Here is an 18,247-nt window from a genome sequence, read left to right on the forward strand (position 1 = left end):
GGCTCCGGACGGAAACCACGCCAGCCACCGTGTGGGGCATCCTTTCTTACCCTTTCCCTTTCGCCGGCCGGCTCCGTATGCTCATCGGGGTACGGATTCCCCCCCACCCGCTTCCACAGGGCCGAAACGAGTTTTGGTTCGTAAAACGGCGGATGCCAATCATCCTGAAGCCAGCCCGCCTCTTCCCCGAAAGTCGAAATCTAGAGATTGAATTCTGAAAGCCATGTTTTTCCTCACCACCGCCATCGATTACACCAACGGCTCACCCCACATCGGCCATGCCTACGAGAAAGTCCTCGCCGATGTCATCGCCCGCTACCGCCGCCTTGCCGGGGAGGATGTGTTTTTCCTGACGGGCGTGGATCAGCACGGCCAGAAAGTCCAGCAGACAGCCGAAAAGGAAGGCGTTTCCCCTGCGGATTACGTAAAAACCGTCACCGCCCGTTTCTCCGCGCTGTGGGAGAAAATCGGCGTCCATTACGATGGCTGGGCGGAGACCACCGACGCTCGCCACATCGCCTGCGTGCAGTCCATCCTCACTGACCTCCATTCCAAGGACCAGATCTACAAGAAGACCTACAAGGGCTTCTACTCCGTCCGCCAAGAGCAGTTCCTCACGGACCGCGACCGCAACGAGGCCGGCGATTTCGGCCCGGAGTGGGGAGAGGTCACCGAGATCGAGGAGGAAAACTACTACTTCAAGCTCTCCGACCACACCCCGTGGCTGCGCGATTTCCTGGAGAGATCGGATGACACCATCCTGCCTGCGTTCCGAAAATCCGAGTTGCTCAACGCCCTCGACAAGAACACCGGGGCGGATCTCTGCATCTCCCGCCCCAAGGAGCGCCTCACCTGGGGCATCGAGATCCCCTTCGACCCGGATTTCGTCACCTACGTCTGGTTCGACGCGCTGATCAACTACATCTCCTTCGCCGGCTTCACCCCGGATGCCAGCCTGCCGGATTTCCACGGCATCTGGACAGGCCGCCCCGTCCACATCATCGGCAAGGACATCCTCGTCCCCGCCCACGGCATCTACTGGCTGGCCATGCTCCGCGCCCTCGGCTTTGCGGATGGGCGGATGCCGCAGCTCCTCGTCCACGGCTGGTGGAACCGCAGCGGCGAGAAAATGTCAAAGTCCCTCGGCAACATCGTCGATCCCTCGGAGCTCGCCGATACCTTTGGCACCGATGCCCTCCGCTACTATCTTGTCCGCGACATCCACACCGGCAGGGACGCGAACTTCGATGTCGAGCGCCTCGTGATGCTTTTCAACACCGAGCTGGCCAACGACCTCGGCAACCTCTGCAACCGCGCCGTGAAAATGAGCGTCCTCTACGCGGAGGGCGTAATCACCCCCGGCGGCCCGCCCGCCGATGACGATACCGCCCTCCAGCAATCCCTCGCAGACAACACCGCCGGCTACCGGAAGGCGATGGACAACCACGAGGTCTCCATCGCCCTGGAGGCCATCAACCGCCACGTTGTCCACTGCAACCAATACATCGATCGACTCAAGCCCTGGGAGCTCAACAAGTCCCCGGAAAACAAGCCCCGCATCGCCACCGTGCTAAACCACCTCGCTGAGTCCGTGGCGCATTGCGCCGTCCTGCTCTCACCCGTCCTCCCGGAGGCCGCCGCAAAACTCGCCGAGCAGGTCAAGCTTCCCATGCTCACCGGCATCCGGCTCGACGACCTGAGGTGGGGCCTCATCCCGGACGGCCACCAGGTCGAGCTGCCCTCCCCGGTTTTCCCAAGGATCGCCTTCAAGCCTGAGTAGAGGCGAAGTCAAAGCGGCAGAGTCTGCCTCTTCCCGTAGGTCAGGCTGCGCCACAGCCATTCCATCGGGCCGTAGCGGAAACGCTTGAGCCAGAGAACGCTGAACGCCACCTGCACGGCGAAGACCAGCAGCGCAATCCCCAGCGTCCCCAGCCTGCCCATGCCGCCGCCGAGGCCGAATCCGTAGCCGTAGAAAATCGTGGTCGCGATGAGGGATTGCGCCAGATAATTGGTCAGCGCCATCCGCCCGACTGCGGCGAGGGGAGGCAGCAAAACGGATGAGGGCCGCCGCTCGATCCACAGCACGATCCCCGCAATGTATGCCGCCGTCAGCACCGGCCCGAAGACCGAGATGATCGCCATCCCGATGAACATCAGCCCGTAGCTTTCCCCGGCCGAACCGCTCATCATCGCCCAAGCACCCAGGAAATTCGCGGCCAGCCCCACCGCTCCGCACAGCACCAGGATTTTCGCAAGGAGGTGACGGTTTTCCGCCACCGCGGTGATGATCCTTTCCCGTCCCGCAACCATCCCGATGAGAAACAGCCCGAGGAAGGATGGAGCGTAGAACCCTACCGTTAGAATGGTGAAAACCAGTTCCCTGAGCCGATACGAAACCGCATCCGCGTAATCCCCGGTCACGAAGGCTCGGACCATTTCGCTCCTTTCCTGCTCTGTTTCCTGCATGTCGGCGGAGAGCTCCGGAATGCCAAGGAACAGCAGCCCCATCAGCAGGATCAGCAGGGCGGGCAGGAGGATGAGGGCCGCCGCCCAAACCATGGCCGTCACGGCCTTGCGCTTGCGGAACAGCAAAAGCGCGAAACCGCAAACCGCGTAGGGCAGCAGCACATCGCCATCCCAGAGCAGTATCCCATGCGCCAGCCCGAGACCCAGGAGGATGAACAGCCGGCGGCGGTAAACGGCCGTGTGGTCAAGCCCCCGCGCCTCAGCCCTGTCCATCTGGAGCGCGAACCCGAGGCCGAAAAGAATTGAGAAAAGCGGATAGGATTTCCCCTCGACGAGGAACGCGCAAATCCAGTCAGTCACGCGATCCGCAGGACTCAGCCAGAAGCAGCCCCTCAGCCCGCTTTGCTCCAGCGGGTAGCTGAAGTGAAGGATGTTCACGGCTAGGATCCCCAGCAGCGCCAGCCCCCGAAGGACATCCAGGGAGGCGATGCGTTCCCCGGCCGCCACCGGAGCGAGCGGCTTGCCGTAATGTTCCGGCAAGGGCGGCGGCGACGCCCTGGGCGTCGCGATTTCCGGAAAGGGGGGTGGGTTCATGGAGGTGGGCATTTCCCGAACGCCCTTACCACTTCCCGAACTTGCCCTTGAAATCCGGGTTCCTCGCGGGGCAGTGGGCTTTTGTTTCCGCGAGGAAGGAATCGATCCGGGCGCTGAGTTTGGCGACGGTCTCCGGCTCCTTTGCGGCGAGGTCGGTTTTCTCGCCGGGATCCGCCGTGAGGTCGAAAAGCTCCGTGCGCTCGGGCCAGAGCCAGCGGATGAGTTTCCATTTGCCCTGGCGGATCGCGGTGCCGGGGGAGCCACCCTGATTTCCCCAGTGCGGGTAGTGCCAGATCATCGGGCGACCGGTCGGCGCTGCGTCCGGCGTTTCAAGGAACGGCAGGAAGGAGGTGCCGTCGAGGTGCTGCTCCGGGAGCGCAGGGAGGCCGGTGGCGGCGAGGATGGTCGGATAGTAATCGGTGGAATACACCGGCTCGGAAGAGGTTTTCCCGCCGTGGCCGGTGGCTGGGTTGCGCACAAGGACGGGGACGCGGATGCCGCCCTCGTAGAGCCAGCCTTTTCCGGCGCGGTAGGGCAGGTTCGTGGTCGGCGAACCCTCGGAGGTGGAGAGGCCGCCGTTGTCGGAGGTGAAGACGACCAGGGTGTTTTCCGCAAGCCCCTCCGCCTCCAGCGTGTCGAGCACCTCTCCCACTGCGGAATCCATGGTCTCTATCATCGCCGCATAGACCGCGTGGGAGTGGACCGTGCGGTTTTGCCTGGGCGGCTCGGGGGAGAACTCATCGCCCAGGCCCAGCGCTTCGCGCTTCGCCCGGTATTTTTTCACCAAAGCCTCCGGTGCCATCAGCGGTGTATGGACGGCGTAGAAGGAGAGATACGCAAGGAAGGGCTTTTCCTTGTTCGCCCTGATGAAATCCGCCGTCTCCCGCCCGAGCCTCCCGGTCAGGTGCTCGCCGGGTGGCCCGTCCTTGATCTGCGGGTTCCCGTAGGGTGAGAAATACTTTTTCCCGCCGTAGGGACCACCGCCCTCGGCACCGCCGATGTTGATATCGAAGCCATGGTCCTGAGGGTAATTCCCTTCGTGGCCGAGATGCCATTTCCCGGCGAAAAAGGTGGCGTAGCCGTGCCCTTTGAGCGCCTGCGCCAAGGTCACGGTGCCATCGGGAAGCCTGCCGAGGTAAGGCGCGGGCCAGAGCGGATACTTGCCCCGGGCGCCGAATTTCCTGTTGGCTTGCTTGAAATCCCGCACCGGATCGTAGTCCTGCGGGATCGCGTCGAGGAACTCGTTGGGCGCGCCGAAATAGTTCGTGTTGCTGGTGCGTGCCGGATTTCGCCCTGTCATGATCGCAGAGCGCGTTGGCGAGCAGACGGGGCAGCTCGCGTAGCCGTTGGCGAAATTCACCGCGGTTTTCGCAAACTTCGCGAGGTTCGGGGTCTCGTAGAACGGATCGGAGCCGTCGAGGTTCACATCCGTCACGCCCAGGTCATCGACGAGGAAGAAGACGACGTTGCGGGGCTTGTCTGCGGCATGCAGCAGCGGGGCGATGAGCATGGATGCGAGCAGGGCTTTCATTTCCGCGAATCCTGCCGGAAACAGGGCCCGTGTCAAAGGTGTAAGGCCTGAGCAGGGTGCAAGCCGGATTTCCCATCGCTGAATTTCCTTGAAAATGCGCCGCCCATTCCCCATACCGTCCCCCGCATCCACGCGATTTTCCCCAACGGAGGGGTGGTAGAGTGGTCGATTGCGCCAGTCTTGAAAACTGGAGAGCCGAAAGGTTCCGTGGGTTCGAATCCCACCCCCTCCGCCCCCTTATTCCATAATGGTTTCACCCAACAGGAAGGGCTCGCTTATACCGCCACTTATACCAGCGGACAAAAAATGGCAAATTGTCGGCGGGTCTTCTAATGCGGATTTGTTGCGTTATCGGATGGGGGCTCTAAGGCGGATCGCGCCAGTATGTTGTCGGCTCGATAGGCCGGAATCACTTCCCCCTCGACACTACCAAAGCATTCGGACACTTTTGATCGATGAGACGATTAACGCCCCTGGTAATCATAGGCACCTTAATTCCCTCGCTTCTCGCTGATACGTGGCACTCACCAGACGGTCGCACGATCGAAGCGACCGGGCTAGCATGGAACCGGAGTGGCGTGATATTGAAACGGGATGATAACCAAAAAGAGCTTGAAATCCCGTTCGGCAACATCATCCCTGACGATGTGAAGAGAGCGCTCCAATCGCTCCCTTTCCGAACGAATGACGATGTGCGGGTCTCGGCCAAGACAATGGTTGTAAGTAGCTCAGCGCAGGAACGAGACACTGGTGACTACGTCGCTAGTGTCCGACTCTATAGTTACGACGGCTACAACCTAAACGGCACAGCCACCATTTCTCCAATCACTGAGAGTTATCGAAAGTCCGGACGGGTCGTTGAGGTGGAATTGAAATCGATTCGCGGAGATGGCCATGTCGGACTTGAATTCTACGCCGTAAGAGGCAGCGGCAACGATAAGACAATTTACCACTCGCAGTGCTCAGTGGTTGAATTCCGCCAACTCGGGAGCAAAGCCCGCTTCTCAGCACCCGAAACAGAGAATCTCAATGGTTGGGTGGTAATTGTGCGAAGTCCAAACACGGGCAAGATCATTGACATCGAATCGTCGATGTCACACCTAGAAAAATTCGTTAGCGGGCAGCTTCCCGAGATTGCCAAAATCAACTTGCATGAAGCCGAATTGCGAGAAGAGGTGTTAAAATCGCTGAAGATTCCTACCAATAGCGCCGCCACCGCGAAAGCGACTCCCGAGGTAGCAGGCGACGGAGTGCCAGAGGGGAAACTACAGCAAGTTCGCAAGGCTGCTGAGCAGGGTGATGCAGATTCGCAATTCTTATTGGGTTTTTACTACACTAAAGGCGAAGGAGTGCCGGAGGACAAGGTTGAGGCTGTGAAGTGGTATCGAAGAGCTGCTGAGCAGGGAGGCGCAGGTGGGCAATACGCCTTGGGTGTCTGCTATAGCGAAGGCGAAGGAGTGCCGGAGGACAAGGTTGAGGCTGTGAAGTGGTATCGTAGAGCTGCGGAGCAGGGTGATGCAGATGCGCAATACGAGTTGGGGTTTTGCTATAGTGAAGGCGTAGGAGTGCAGGAGGACAAGGTCATCGGTTACATGTGGTTCAACCTAGCAAGTGCGCAGGGTGATGCTGATGCTAAGGAATCAAAAAATACCCTCACTGACCGCATGACGAAAGAGCAGATCACTGAGGCACAGAAGCTCAGCCGTGAGTGGATGGAGAAGCACCAGAAGTGATCCGGCTGCCGCCGCCGACGAGGAGCATCACGACCGGGAGCAAGAGCTGCGAACATCACGGAACGGGAGATTGCCCTTGCCCGTCGCTGGCACCGGGAGGGGCTGCTATCGGCTGCGGGACTCGCTGCGGTGGGGAGCTAGGGTAGCCCGCCAGCGCAACCGTCTTGCGCTTCCGGTAACTACGAACCTTTTTGAACTTGGATATTACTTGCAGTTTTTCCGACTTGGCCGGAGCGGGGGGGGGCAGGATTGCCGGGGGATTTTGAGGCGATGTGCATCCTCTACAGCTCACCGCCACCGTGATATTGTCTTGTTGGATGTAGCTCCTCAGGAACGCCTCCTTCCTGACAAGATTTAACAAGCACTATGATGACTATTAAAATAGGAATTCCAATAATTGATAATCCTAATAACGTATCCTTAAAATCTTTCATAATCTTGGGTAGCCAGTGTGAATTTGCCTTTTCACCTGAAGTGGAGAATACAGCGGAGAGGCAGTATGGGAAGGGAAAATGGGGTTGCCGGGGAGCATCGGAGCGAAGGAGGCTGGTACCCCCCTAGCGGATTTTTACGGGTGCAAACATCCTATATATGCCCCCCTACAAAAAATTTACTCTCACGCGAAGATCCCAAAGCCTGTTCGGTGGTTGCGCAGGTGTGTGTGTGTGTGCGTGGTCGTCGCGCTTCTGGGGAGCTTGGGGAGCATTGGACTCATTTTGCGGCTTTTCCTTCACGAGAGAGAGTGAGGGGGATTTACCGCATTTCACTAGATATCCTCCCCAAGCTCCCCGGATCGGGCGACCCCCAGCCCTACCCAGACGGGGGTGCCGTTGTTTTTGCTCCGTACGTGTCCATGCTCTTCGATGCGCCGGATGAGCCTGCGGGCGCAGAGCTGGTATCTCGGCAGTATGCCCTCCCGTGCGCACCATTGGCCGTATCTCTGGAATATGGAGGTGGTGGGGGTGCGTGTCCCCGGTGTCTCGACGGTGCAGTCGGCGAGAAACTGCCCGATGACATCTTCCTCGCGGCGGTAATCCTCAGTAGCTCGACGGACGCATCCCGGCGTGGTCAGCCCATGCCGCTGCCACACCGCGCAACCCGACAACGCCCAGTTGAGAATCCCCGGCATTTCCCCGGCCAGCTTCTCGACAAGTGCCGGATCTTTTTTTTCGTCGGCGATGCGGACGGTGAAAGGGACAAGGCGCAACCGTCTCCAGATTCCTTGATCGGTGCCGCGAACGGTCGGCTTATGGTTTCCGCTGATCCAGAATTTATGGGTGGGAGCGAAGTCAAAGAACTCCTTGTGAAGAAAACGAGCGGTGATGGTGTCGCCGCCTGTCAGAGCCTTGATGCGCGACTCAGCGAACGCGCTCCCCTCATCGAGTTCGGCGGCGATGGCGAGACGGCATCCGGCGAGACGGGCAACGTCATTTGTGGCAGACGAGTTGCGGTCGCGGGTGAAGAGCGATTCGGGCGCGGTCTGGCCGTAGTCGCCGACGAGCCGCTTGATCGTTTCGCTGAAAACACCTTTCCCGTTGCATCCAGTCCCGTGGAGGAAAAATAGGCATTGCTCCCGACATAGTCCCGTGAGGGAGTAGCCGACGGCGGCTTGCAGATATTCCGCAAGCTCCCGGTCGCCTGCCGTCACGGTGTCGATGAAATCCAGCCATCGCGGACACTCCGCCCCGGCAACGTAGGGTGTGCCGATTGACTTCGTGATGAGCTGCCGACGATCCGGCGCAACGGGTGATCCGGTGCGGAGGTCAATCACTCCATTGGGGGTGCCGACGAGCCAAGGATCGGAGTCGAGTTCGGTTACGCGGACGGTCATGCCCAGGATCGACTTCGCCATTTCCAAACCGCTGCGCACCTTGTCGTTGTTGGTGCATTTCAGGGCGTATTTCGCCAACTCCTCGCGCACCTTGAAATCATCGTGCCGGAACGCTTGCGCCCCAAGTTCCCGCATTGTGGCGATGAAGAGCCGGACAACTTCGCCAGAAGTATCCGGCAACCATCGCGCCCCATCCCAGACGAGCCATTGACCGGACTCCGCAACGTGCCGGACGTTGCTCCCATACATGGCCTGAAACCGTTCCGCGTTGCCTGCGTCGGAGTTGGCGAAACGGGAAAGCTCAAGAGCGAGTCCCTGCTGTGCTAGGTCGGATTCCGGCGATGCGGATGGTATTGGCTCGCCAATTAAGGATTCGATGGGTGCCAGTCCCAAAAGCTCAGGCGGTGTTTTCCATGCCGTGTTCATTGTTCAGATCCTTTCGCGCTAGGGTCAAAGAAATAGACTTCCTGCCGCCGCTTCTTGTCGTGCCTCCATCCTTGGGGGAGTCGGACAAACTGCGAGAGCCGCCACGTCGCCGGGTCAGCCCCAAGAGACACTGCATAGCGGAAGAAATAGGCGGTGATGTTCCCGGTGATCCCTCGGCAGTCCCACCACGCATGGAGCGATTTACCGCCGGATGAGAGAGCAATGACGAGCGGAGCAAACTCCTTCAAGTGCCAGATGATCGCGGCCTGTTCGTCGGAGGTGCCGGAATCAAACTCGGTGACGAGGTAATGACGCTCCCCTGTGTTGTCGAGGGTGTGCGCGGATGGTTTTCCATCTTTCTTTCGCTTGCCTGTTAGAGCCGACATAGGCGATGGGACAATCAGGGACATTTCCGCAAGTTTCCCACGAAATGATTCCCGTGGTTCCGTGCTGAATTTCGCATTGTTCCGCCCGACGCATAGGAGCGGGTTGCCGGGGAAGAGTTCATCGGCGATAAACTCCGCATTGGTGGAATCCGGTGTGCAGACAATCGGTGACTCGCTCCGCAGGTCGGCGAGCGTGAACCCCCGTGTGATAATTTCGGCGCGGGCAGCTTCATTCACCGCAGGGAATTTCGGAGCGGGTTTTGATGCGGTGCGGGTGCCTCCTGTGGGTCGCCATGCGCATTCTCTGGACGCTGCGATTGCATCGGCGATTTCCGACGCTGGAACGTGCCGCCCGCACCCATCCGTGACGGCGGCGAGTAGGTCGGCAATGTCGTCTTCGGAGCGGTGCGCGTGGAGCTGGCGGGCGATCTTGAAGAGCCATTGGTGAACTCCCTCGCCATGACTCGGCGGTGATGCGATCATGTCGCGGATGAACTGCGGCAATGCCCGATTCCCGGCTTGTGATTCAAGGGTGGCGCTCATCGTGCCCCTCCTTCATCAAAAATGCAGGGGACGGGAATCATCGAAACGATAATTTTATCGGGCAGGGTCTTTCCTGCCAACAAACCTTCCGGATCAACTCCGCAGAGAAACAGGTTCTCTAAATGCCTGGCCAGCATCCGAATAGCTGATACTGAAGGATGAGGTTTGGATAAATCACTTGCGGAGAGTAGGAGGAAATCACGTGAGGCTAGGATTGCTTGGCACTTGAGCGCCGAAGTTACGTTGGGCAATACTTTCTCGATCTCAATGAGATACGGCTTCACGTCAAAGGGTTCGGTTCTATATCTAGGTGTCATATTTTGGGATTCGTTTAGGTTGAATCCCGCGCTCCATTGGCCTATCGTCTCGGCAACTTCCAATCGCCTTCCTAGACAAGCCCCGTTCGCGCGGGTTTTGTCGTTATTGGGCGATGGGTTGTTCTGCGTAGCTGTCGAGCCATGCGATCACAGAGGCACGGCTCACGAGCCTAATGCCCCGAGTCGCCCCTCTTTTTTTTATGCACGCAGTAGCGATTTTTCCGCCCGCCGTGTCCAGATGGGCGTAAATTGTCGAGCGGCTGCATGACGCTATTGCGCAGGCCGCTGGGATTCTCACCCAGTCGCTTTGAAGTTGTGGGGCTTGGTTATTCTTCCCGCGTGTGCGGGGAGCAGTCGTTTTCGTTTTTGTGTGTGCAGGTTGCATGACACACAAACTAAAACATCGCAGGACGGCTACAGCTATTCGCTCAGGGGTCTAAAAAAAGTGACCGCTCTTGATTAACCCTACCCCCGTGATTGATCGATCACTTCCTTCAAACCCGCATCATCCCAAAAATTGGAACGTAGCAATTTACCTCCATTCCCATCCTTCTTGGACAATCGCTCGTAGATTTCAGGGTACCGTTTTTCCAATTCCCGCTCAACTTGCCGCTTCGTGGGTTTCTGCCACTTCACTTTGTCTGACACAACATCCTGCCACCTCTCTTCATCATCCTTGCTCGGCCATCCGCCTTCCGGGATCGTCAACTCGTTCGCAATGTATCGCGCAAGGATCGCGCCTTTTGCGGGCGGTTTTAACTCCAGTGCGGCTTTCAGTATTTTCTTCCCCTTTTCCCCCTCTCGCAAAGCGCGGGTAATCACGCGAATGGCATCCTCGGGCGGTAGATCCACCTCCTCGAAATTCTCACGGCATAACAAGCGGTCTGGGAAAGCTTGTCGTGAGTATGGCAGGCACCGTAAAGACCTACTCTTATGGATTTCCTCTAGGGCGAAATAGACGGAAGCGACGCTCAGCGGTTCGCCGTCTTTCTCGAAGATCAACTTTCTCCCATCCATCGCCGCCCGATTAAGACCCTGTCGCGTCTCCGGGTCTAGATGGTTGCTCTTACTCATGTTCGTGATGGTTCATTTTGTGGATTGAATTTTCAGGGCGTTTCTCTCGGGCGTGTTTCCGGCTTTCATTTCGCGCCTCCGATCACGGAAGGGAGGGCGGCGATTCCTTGGCGCAGAGCATCGCCGCCAACGCTCACGTAGCCTTGGTGAACCGCTGCGGAATCGTGGCCGATAAGCTCCATCACAGCCGACGGCGCAACGCCCGCCTCATGGAGCATGGACGCGGCGGTTGCCCGCAGTGAGTGGAAAGAGAGGGTGCTTTCGCCGCGTTTGGAATCGCGGCCTTTCCCCTTGCTCTGATGGGAAGCCGATTCCCGAAGGCCAGCGTCAACAAGGATGCGGGCGAACTGGTTTGAGAGAGTCCCCACCCGCCCTTCCTGAGCTTCCACGATGGCGTTGGTTTCCGGGTGCAAGTGAAGGTCGCCGCTGATCGGGCGGGGCAACTCGGAAAGCTCGCGCTGCAAGTCCGGATGCATTGGCAATGAGAGCTTCTTGCCTGTCTTCACGGTTTCGATTTGGAAGGTGCCTTTGTCCAGGTCGAAGCTGTCCCAGCGAATGCGGGCGATGTCACCAAGCCTCTGCCCGGTGTAGAAGGCGATCAAGACCATGGAACGCCATTCCCCGGTGCAATGCTCAAGCAACTTCTGAACCTCGGCCACGGTGAAAGGCCGACGTTTCACCGATACCCCTTTCTTCACGGGGCGGACGAATTCCGTCGGGTCGTCCACGATGAGGCTGCGATCCCGCGCATCCTTGAAGACCATCCGCAGAACCTTGATGAGCTTGTTCGCGGTGGCGGGTGCCTTGTTCTTGGAAAGATCGTCGCGGAAGTTTTCCACATCCTCCCGCGTCACCATGGCAATGTCGTTTTCCGCCTTCTCGCCAAGGAAGGCAATGAACGCGTCCCCGGCCTGCTTGTAGGTGGTTGCGGTCGCGGGGGAGACGGTGGGTTGCCTTGCCTTCCTCCAACGCTCAAGATGGGCGCTCATGGTGACAACGGCCATGTCCTGCCCGGTGATGGACTTGTGAAGCTCGGAGATCACCCGGCGCACCTGTTGCGCCGTCCTCATGCGATTGGCGGCGGCTTCGAATTCGTCGGCAATGCGCAGAGCCTTTTTTCGGTTCGCTTCGGTGGCGGGCAGGGCGGTGGAGCGGTTGCAACGCTTGCCTGTGATGTCGCGGAAGCCCGCAAGCCAGTTGGAGGTGTTTCGGTTTTTGAATATGAAGGCCATGGGGTCGGTTTGGTTATACCCTCACTTATACCAAAGCCGAGGAAGTCCGTCAACGTCCATTCTCGTTTTTCTATGCAGGGTAAAGCCTAGCGCGGATTTCCTGACACGTCGAAAAACGTTTTTGGGGTTCCGTGGGTTCGAATCCCACCCCCTCCGCCACGCCCGCACCCCTGCTGGCAGGGGTGCGGGCGTGGCGTCTCAGGGCGGGGGAAAGGGTCTTGTTTTTAGGTGCCCGGCGATGGTGTGGCAGTAAGTTAGGCCGTTGCCCGCTGGTGGTGGGGGATTTCATGCGACCCTTATGGGAAGGACTTCGGGCAATCCGCCCTAGCCATCGCAACTCCTTAATCCGCTTACCAGATGGGCGTGATTGCTGTCGCCGCCTGAGCGGGTATTTCGCGCCGCGATAACTGCCGCGCATACTCTCCTGGCGGCACCCCATAGATCCGCCGAAACTCCCTACGGAATCCTCCCCCCTCGCAAAACCCGAGTCGCTCCCCCACCTCCTGCATATCCATCCCCCCACCAAGCAATCGCCTCGCCACCACCATCCTCTCCCACCGCAACCACAACTTCGGAGGCAACCCCACATCCCTGCCGAACACCTCATGCACATATCTTTCCGAGTGCCCCAGCGCCTCCGAAAGCTCCCCCACCCGGTAACCGCATTGCAACGCCAGCCTCTCCAAATAAACCGGAGACCGCCTGTCCGGAAACAGAACCACCCACATGGAATCGCCGCGCACAATCCTCATACGGGCGCACCAACTATCAGCCGGACGAAAGCGCGGCAAGATCATTCCAACGGATCCATCACGTGCTTATTTTGACACGGCAAAATATCAGAGATGGCAGAACAAGCCTCCGAATTGGAACGCTCTGGCATGTTGCCAAAGGCACGACATCCGCATTGCATGGTAAGCGATCATAGAGCCGTCCATTCAATGACCACGCCACACCTTCCAGCATCTCTGTCAGCCCACCTGGGGGGGGAGCGGGCACTTTTGGAACAAGGACGGCATGGAAGCCGACGAGATCCAGAAGGACACCGGCCACGGATGGCAGTTCCTCGTCATGGACACCCGCCCCAACTACACCGCCCCTTGCCCACTCTAACACCAAAGGAAATACCGCACAATCCACACCAATGACTCCCAGCGCATCGGTCAGTTGAGCAACGTCGCGGGGATCAGCGTGGGGGCGTGAGATAAATCCCCTCAAACAAACCGGAATAACATGAACAACAGACATATCATCGGAACCCTCGCGGCATTCATTCTTTACCCCCTCGTCTTATCATCCTGCGGCACGGTCTCTTCCGTGTCCGATGCCGTCGAAGTGGGCATCACGAGGGTCGTGGCTGATCCGAGATCCTTCCGCAACAAGGATGAGGTGGTCAGGGTGGATATCCGGACAAGCTCCAGAAGTTCTACAAAAATGCTCAGCACGTCCGCTACTGCTGCAATCGCATCTTATGTGGCGGGTGAAGTCATCCAAGGGGCGGAGAAAGCGACGAAGAATTTCTCGATCACTTATTCCGGAACTGAACTCGGCTACCCGCTCAACGGGCTAGAGGGTTTCACCGTCACTAGGGAGATATCCACATCCACGGGTGCTACGCAAGCGTCCGTCCTGGATTTCGAGGTCAAGCGTTTCGGTAGTACGAACTACCATTACATCGAGATGCTGTCCGCGAAAGTGATGTATGCAAAATCCGCCACGCCTTGGTGGAAAGGCACATTGGATCTCGTCGTTGACATAGACATTTCCTCCCCGTCCGCCGGCAAGAATAATGCGACGCTGATTATAGATGCAGACCAAATGGTCGCGAAAGGGATCAAGGTCGGGGGCGACACGGTTTTCTCTCCGCGTGGCAATCTGAAATCCGGGCTTTTTGAATTACCCAAGGACAGCAAGCCGTTTTTCATCAAGGTGAGCGTGCAGGAGATGTCGGATTTCTCGAAGATTGCCGAGAAAGGCAACAAGCTGATTGGAGAGAAGAAGGCGGATTGGCAGAAGAAACTCGAAAGTGCCCTTGGCGGTGAATGAGGCTCATTGGCAAGACCCCCACGACCATCGCAGCCCGTGGCGTCGCCCCGGTATGGATACGGAGAGTCGTATTGAGCGCTATCGGCGAGAGCCATACTTGAGGGCTCACACGCCGCCCGGCAGTGCGCATCCAGCGCCCCGTTCTCCTCGAGGAGGGCGGTGATGCGGCGGTTGTGGTGGGTGAATTGCTCGGACTCGCCGGGGGTCAGCGGGTGGTGGAGGAGGGTTTGCTCGCGGTAGCTGAGCCGCTTCTTTAGAACCTGGTAGCCGCCTAGGGTGCAGTTCCAGACTTCCTCGGGGACGTCCTTCCAGCGTGTGGTGGCGATGAGGTGGATGTCGAGGAAGCCTTGCCTCTTGTGCCAGTGGTGGTTTTGCCGGGGCCGGGCACGGTGACTTACGGTACCCGGAAAGTACGACTTTCACCCGGTTCCATGCTTGGATCTTGCACCATCGTCCCGGAGGAAAGTCCTCGCACATCGACAATCCGATTGTTGTATGGGCTGAAGACAAACCCGGCCTTTCCGGGAACAGCCTTTGCGACCGGATAGGTGTCATCCGGTTCATCGACTTCCAATGAGTCGCTATCGGTGTGCCTGCTTTTAACAGTCTCCGCTTTTTCGCTTTCAAGCCATTCTTGGATGCGTTGGGAAGTGGAGGGATTGTAAAGCAATGTGGATTGCCATCTTGCTGCAGCTTCCTCCGGTAGGTTCCGTCCAATCCATTTGTAGAATTCCACGCATTCCTCCGGATTGACCCGCGAAGCTATGTGAATACGGGACAATGCGCTGATCTCCTCTGCATCCAGCCGGACATTATTCCAAAACTCCATCACGTTCTTGAGAGAAAGGTCTCCCGAATCGTTTCTGCCAAAAACCAGATTGCTTAGAACTGCCGCATGGTCATCAGGGGCAAATGCTTCACCTGCGGAGGTTTTCCGCCATGATCGGAGTGCCGTTAGAAAAGCCTGCCGTTGTTCCGGGGTCAAATCCCTGCGTGCAATCAGACCGGACACCCCGGAACCGGAATCGGAAAACCATTTCAGTGCGAGCGAAGGGTCTCCGATGACGGCTCCCGCGATCAAAGCGCGCTCAAATCCGGCCTTTTGTTCTTCCGTTATCACTTCGAGGTTTGCATCTAACCACCCCTTGGCTCGCGCGGAATCAAGCTCCGCCCAGGTTTCCATGATTTCGGCCGCAAAATCACCGCGATATGATTGAGCTTTCACCGCGATCGATATCTCCAGTGCGTCCTGAGGATGGGATTTCGAAAGCCGCTCCAATGTGAACACAAGGAGTGATGCCCGTACGCCATCTTCGATCTCGGTGGCCGCCCGGAGTTCCTCGATAACGACCTTCAACTGCTTGCCGCTGAGGCTCTGGACTCGCTCGGATTCGAGCAGGATGCGACGCCGTTTCAGATCGGCGGGATAGTCATCGGGAAACGGGAGTTCCCTCGCGTAGGAAACAAGCGCGGTTGCAGCTTCGTTGGCGATTGCCATGGGATCCGGTCGGCGGTTGCGGGCAGGCTTTACCGCTACGCCGGGAGCACGTTGATCCACCATCCAGCCGTCCGCCCGCGCCCGTGACACGAGTTTTTCCTGTTGGTCCCGTAGCTCCCGCGTGTGGAGATGGTTGCGCCAGCCAATCACGGCCAGCGAAATGAGCAGGAGGGGAGTGAGATAGATGGGAACCCGCATGGCGTTCACTTACTTGAATTTCTTAAGATATTTTTCCCGGAGCGCACCGTCCGTGAGATGCTCCGCGAGTTCCCGGGCGAGTGGAAGTTCTTCATCGGTCGGATCCCGATCCAACAGAGGTAGCAGTATCTTGTCGTCCCCGCTTGAACGGTGGTATTTCAGGGCAAGCCCATAGTTTTCCTGGGAAACGCTGTATCCACCCGCCAAAGCCAACCCGGTTGCCTCTTCCACGATCTCCGGCTCGATACCCGCCGCCCATTCCCGGAATCGTATAATCCAGTCAGGGAGTTTTCGCTCCCAACCCCGATCACTCTGATCCCCTGCAGAACCCGCCCACCCGGCGGCGAAAATGCATGCTTTGCGTTCCCCCTTGCTGGCATTGATCCGTTCCATGTAGCCCGATACCTCGGCCATCGTAAAAGGTGCGCCGTCACCGTCGGACCAGTTCATGATCGGCCAAGTGATCGCCTCGGGTGCGTGCTTGCGGACGGCATCCGCCCAGGCGATCTGGCTGGCCTCGGGCATTGCTCGATTCGAAAGCGACCGCAGTGCTTCGAGTCGCCGCTTGGGTGGGATTACTTCCAACAGACGGCTCGCCGTTCCGGGGGAGGAGGCGAGAAACGGATGGAACGATTCTTCAAAAAAGCCGTAGGAGAGGCTTTTCATTTTCCCCACATTCTCCGCAAGCCAGGGAAGAGCCTCCTCCTGATTGGCATCCATCCACTTCTTGAAATATCGACCCATTGTCCATTTCCAGTTCCCGGTATGCATCACTGGCAGGAAACGCTCCAGCGCCATCCTGGCGCCACCCTTGAGATAAATCTCCTCACCGAAGCGCTCCTCAAGCAGCTCTCTGTCGTCTTTGCCCAAACGAACGGTAGCGATTTCATCCAGCGCGGCGTTGATCTGATCCAGATCCATCGCGCTGAAACGCTCTTGCAAGCGTGGGTAAGGATCGAGCCCGCCGGAGCGCACGCTAGCCCTGAGCTGCCGGGCCACTTCCGCCCAATCCACCGGTATGCTGTCGAGCGCAGTAGTGATCTTGACGGGCGCTAGTAGGTTGGGGACCGCCCCGGCAGGCCCCTTGGCCAGTTGGCTTGCCATGCGGGCATTGCTCTCTTCCAGTTGGGAGATGGACACTAGCTGGGTGGCCAGCCAGATCCCTCCTGCCACCAGGACACCGGCGGGGATCAGTGGGGAGGTCGCTTTCATCGCAATGGCGGCCGGAAAAAACGCACCGCCGGTCGTAGTCGAGGAAATGGCCTTGGCGGCGATGCCCTGTGCGGCGGGTATTGCAGCCTGGGCGTCGGAGGCAAACCCGGCGGCCAGCACGCCGGCGAGCGTCCCACCCGCCCGGCTACCGCGCCGGACCAGTTTTTCGCGCAACCGCTCTGTGGCGCGGTCGATCCGCTTTTGTGCCGCCGCGGTGGTGATGTCGAGCATCCCGGCAACCTCTCTCACGCTGAGCGCACGGTAAAAGCGCAGCAGCAATGCCTCGCGGTCTTTATCGCCAAGTTCGGCGAGAGCCGAGTCGAGCACCGGTTGGATTTCTCTCCAGGACTCATCGGGTGTATCGGCGTTGGGTTCCATGACGGATTGGAAACGTTCGAGCTTACGGGACTCGCGGCGCCTCTTGTCGATCAGATCGCGGGTGGTCCTCACTGAGGTGACGTGCAACCAACCCGCCAACGAAGCATGATTGACAAGCGAGGGAGCCTTGCGTGCGAGAAGGATGAAGACCAGCTGCGAAGCATCTGCGGCAAGCGCTCCGTCGCCGCAGGTGCGCCGGGCCGCCATGTGAACCAGATTGCCGTAGCGGCCGACCAACGCGTGAAAAGCGGTCTCGGATCTTTGGCCGCTCCAAGCAGCCAGCAATTCGGAATCGGATGCAGTGGAAACGTTCATCTTCTAATACAATATGGGACCCAGACCGGCTGTCCGGACATAAAATTCACCGGGAGGATCAAACTCCTTTTTGCCGTCTCGGATCCCATGGCTAGTCCCACCTGAGCTTTACGTCGTCCGACGAGTCCGCTCCCATGAACTCGTCCCATTCTTCATCCTCGCGCTCCTTCTCCCTGCGTGCTTTCCAAACCTCGTTATAGTTCGAACCTCCGGCGAGCAGGGCGCGGCGGTGCGCGGATCCGTGGCTCATGCCCTCGGCGATCGCCTGCTTGTAAGCCTCATCATAAGACCGCTCGTAGGGTGAGCCATCGACCATATCTTTCAGGTAGATATTGCAGGCGCCCAGGCCGATAAGAGAAAGGGCCACACTGGTAGATCTGAGGACTTTCACTGTCTGCTACCCTATCGGAAGCAGCGGATACGGGTAGGACCATCTTTGTTCACTGACTGCAAGGAATTTGCTTTCG

At 58.6% G+C, this 18,247-nt stretch carries 15 protein-coding genes and 1 tRNA gene; 4 read left to right on the forward strand and 12 right to left on the reverse strand.

The window, feature by feature from the left end:
- Positions 1 to 223: 223 nt before the first annotated feature.
- Positions 224 to 1,780 carry a methionine--tRNA ligase gene (locus HZ994_12760; GenBank protein QTN33146.1) on the forward strand — a complete coding sequence of 519 codons (1,557 nt, stop codon included), beginning with the start codon at positions 224 to 226 and terminating at the stop codon, positions 1,778 to 1,780.
- Positions 1,781 to 1,788: 8 nt separating this feature from the next.
- Here the strand turns inward: HZ994_12760 and HZ994_12765 are convergent, their stop codons facing one another.
- Together HZ994_12765 and HZ994_12770 are read right to left on the reverse strand one after the other, a co-directional pair.
- A complete protein-coding gene (locus tag HZ994_12765) occupies positions 1,789 to 3,060 on the reverse strand; it encodes a DUF418 domain-containing protein (protein QTN33147.1) in 1,272 nt (423 codons plus the stop codon).
- A 25-nt stretch (positions 3,061 to 3,085) separates the two neighbouring features.
- Entirely contained in the window at positions 3,086 to 4,591 is a 1,506-nt protein-coding gene (locus HZ994_12770) for a sulfatase (GenBank protein ID QTN33148.1), read from the reverse strand.
- Positions 4,592 to 4,738: 147 nt separating this feature from the next.
- On the opposite strand from HZ994_12770, the gene HZ994_12775 reads away from it, so the two are divergent.
- Positions 4,739 to 4,823: transfer RNA gene (locus HZ994_12775), tRNA-Ser, on the forward strand.
- A gap of 223 nt (positions 4,824 to 5,046) precedes the next feature.
- Positions 5,047 to 6,324 (forward strand): sel1 repeat family protein, encoded by a 1,278-nt coding sequence (locus HZ994_12780; GenBank protein ID QTN33149.1) that lies wholly within the window; start codon positions 5,047 to 5,049, stop codon positions 6,322 to 6,324.
- A gap of 281 nt (positions 6,325 to 6,605) precedes the next feature.
- On the opposite strand, the gene HZ994_12785 is transcribed toward HZ994_12780, so the two are convergent.
- The 7 genes from HZ994_12785 to HZ994_12815 form a co-directional block, all read right to left on the reverse strand.
- Complete coding sequence (locus tag HZ994_12785) at positions 6,606 to 6,758, reverse strand: hypothetical protein (GenBank protein ID QTN33150.1); 153 nt, start codon at positions 6,756 to 6,758, stop codon at positions 6,606 to 6,608.
- A 332-nt stretch (positions 6,759 to 7,090) separates the two neighbouring features.
- Complete coding sequence (locus HZ994_12790) at positions 7,091 to 8,581, reverse strand: hypothetical protein (protein ID QTN33151.1); 1,491 nt, start codon at positions 8,579 to 8,581, stop codon at positions 7,091 to 7,093.
- Entirely contained in the window at positions 8,578 to 9,510 is a 933-nt protein-coding gene (locus HZ994_12795; protein QTN33152.1) for a hypothetical protein, read from the reverse strand. Before HZ994_12795 ends, HZ994_12790 begins: the two co-directional genes overlap by 4 nt.
- Positions 9,507 to 9,794 (reverse strand): hypothetical protein, encoded by a 288-nt coding sequence (locus HZ994_12800; GenBank protein QTN33153.1) that lies wholly within the window; start codon positions 9,792 to 9,794, stop codon positions 9,507 to 9,509. The genes HZ994_12795 and HZ994_12800 overlap by 4 nt, the downstream gene beginning before the upstream one ends.
- 498 nt (positions 9,795 to 10,292) lie before the next feature.
- On the reverse strand, positions 10,293 to 10,901 hold the full coding sequence (locus HZ994_12805; protein QTN33154.1) for a hypothetical protein: 609 nt from the start codon (positions 10,899 to 10,901) through the stop codon (positions 10,293 to 10,295).
- A 65-nt stretch (positions 10,902 to 10,966) separates the two neighbouring features.
- Positions 10,967 to 12,133, reverse strand: a complete 1,167-nt coding sequence (locus HZ994_12810) for a tyrosine-type recombinase/integrase (GenBank protein QTN33155.1) — start codon at positions 12,131 to 12,133, stop codon at positions 10,967 to 10,969.
- 350 nt (positions 12,134 to 12,483) lie between these two features.
- Complete coding sequence (locus tag HZ994_12815) at positions 12,484 to 12,885, reverse strand: AraC family transcriptional regulator (protein ID QTN33156.1); 402 nt, start codon at positions 12,883 to 12,885, stop codon at positions 12,484 to 12,486.
- A 481-nt stretch (positions 12,886 to 13,366) separates the two neighbouring features.
- Between HZ994_12815 and HZ994_12820 the strand changes: the two genes are divergently transcribed.
- Positions 13,367 to 14,179 carry a hypothetical protein gene (locus HZ994_12820; GenBank protein QTN33157.1) on the forward strand — a complete coding sequence of 271 codons (813 nt, stop codon included), beginning with the start codon at positions 13,367 to 13,369 and terminating at the stop codon, positions 14,177 to 14,179.
- A 394-nt stretch (positions 14,180 to 14,573) separates the two neighbouring features.
- Here the strand turns inward: HZ994_12820 and HZ994_12825 are convergent, their stop codons facing one another.
- The 3 genes from HZ994_12825 to HZ994_12835 all read right to left on the reverse strand — a co-directional run bounded on the left by HZ994_12825 (position 14,574) and on the right by HZ994_12835 (position 18,147).
- Positions 14,574 to 15,875, reverse strand: a complete 1,302-nt coding sequence (locus tag HZ994_12825; GenBank protein QTN33158.1) for a hypothetical protein — start codon at positions 15,873 to 15,875, stop codon at positions 14,574 to 14,576.
- 9 nt (positions 15,876 to 15,884) lie between these two features.
- The gene (locus HZ994_12830) at positions 15,885 to 17,702 is read right to left on the reverse strand and encodes an RNA polymerase sigma factor (GenBank protein ID QTN33159.1); all 1,818 of its coding nucleotides are present in this window, start codon (positions 17,700 to 17,702) and stop codon (positions 15,885 to 15,887) included.
- A 169-nt stretch (positions 17,703 to 17,871) separates the two neighbouring features.
- Positions 17,872 to 18,147 (reverse strand): hypothetical protein, encoded by a 276-nt coding sequence (locus HZ994_12835; GenBank protein QTN33160.1) that lies wholly within the window; start codon positions 18,145 to 18,147, stop codon positions 17,872 to 17,874.
- Positions 18,148 to 18,247: the final 100 nt, after the last annotated feature.

This window comes from Akkermansiaceae bacterium (assembly GCA_017798145.1).
Lineage (GTDB): Bacteria > Verrucomicrobiota > Verrucomicrobiia > Verrucomicrobiales > Akkermansiaceae > Luteolibacter.